We start from the raw sequence: 806 nt of genomic DNA on the forward strand, positions 1-806 counted from the left end.
AAGCCCCATCTCTATCATGATGCGCCGCACGGTCTTATGGTTTATGGTATAGCCGCGATTGCGCATCTCCGCAGTTATCCGCCTGTATCCATAGCGTCCTTTATGCTCATGGAAAATATCTCTAATCTCTTTCTTTTCCGCGGCATATTTATCTGCGATTTTCAGGCGTTTAAGATGGTAATAGAACACAGGGCGAGCCATCTGCCTTAACTTCAGAAGCAAGTCAAGGGGATATTCCGACCTTAGTTCGTCGATGGCTTTTGCCCATTGAGCAGTGCCCGGGCTTTCTGTTCCTCGACTAAGGCCTTCACTTTTTTTAGTAACGCATTCTCAGCCCGTAAGCGGAGGTTTTCCGCCTGAAGCTTTTCGAGCTCAGTCTGTGGTTCTTTCTTCTTAGGTCTTGCCATAGAGTCTTTAGGAGGTCGCCCCCGTTTTCTGTTTTCAAGTGTTTTCCCCGCACGATACTTGCGAAGCCACTCTTGAATCGTTGTCCTGTTTAAGTCGTATCGAAGGCATATCTCTTGCAAAGGTATTCCTTTTTCTTCAACTTCCATTACTATTGACAGCTTTTCTACGGCTGAATAATGATATGACCTTGTTCCTCGAAGACCTTCATCTCCATATTTCTCATAGCGAAGAAGCCATTGGCGAACCATCTTTTTATCGAGTTTCCCCTCTCTGCAAATAGCTTCAAGGGACTCTCCGCATATTAAACGGCTAATTATTAAAAGTCGTTCTTCAAAGGTGTGGCGTCTATACATAATGCACCCCAAAAGTTTTGTGTCTAACTTTTGGGGGGCAGTTCA

General features: G+C 45.0%; 2 protein-coding genes. Both read right to left on the reverse strand.

Annotated elements, in window-relative coordinates:
- A partial coding sequence (locus tag HMPREF9442_RS00850; RefSeq protein ID WP_008624240.1) for an IS3 family transposase occupies positions 1-201 on the reverse strand: 201 nt, incomplete at its 3' end.
- A 41-nt stretch (positions 202-242) separates the two neighbouring features.
- A complete protein-coding gene (locus tag HMPREF9442_RS00855) occupies positions 243-761 on the reverse strand; it encodes a helix-turn-helix domain-containing protein (RefSeq protein ID WP_008624243.1) in 519 nt (172 codons plus the stop codon).
- Positions 762-806: the final 45 nt, after the last annotated feature.

The sequence above is a fragment of the Paraprevotella xylaniphila YIT 11841 genome, assembly GCF_000205165.1.
Classification (GTDB): domain Bacteria; phylum Bacteroidota; class Bacteroidia; order Bacteroidales; family Bacteroidaceae; genus Paraprevotella; species Paraprevotella xylaniphila.

Coding starts and splice junctions, on each gene's coding strand:
- HMPREF9442_RS00855 (WP_008624243.1), bottom strand. CDS start 761: ATGTATAGACGCCACACCTTTGAAGAACGACTTTTAATAATTAGCCGT.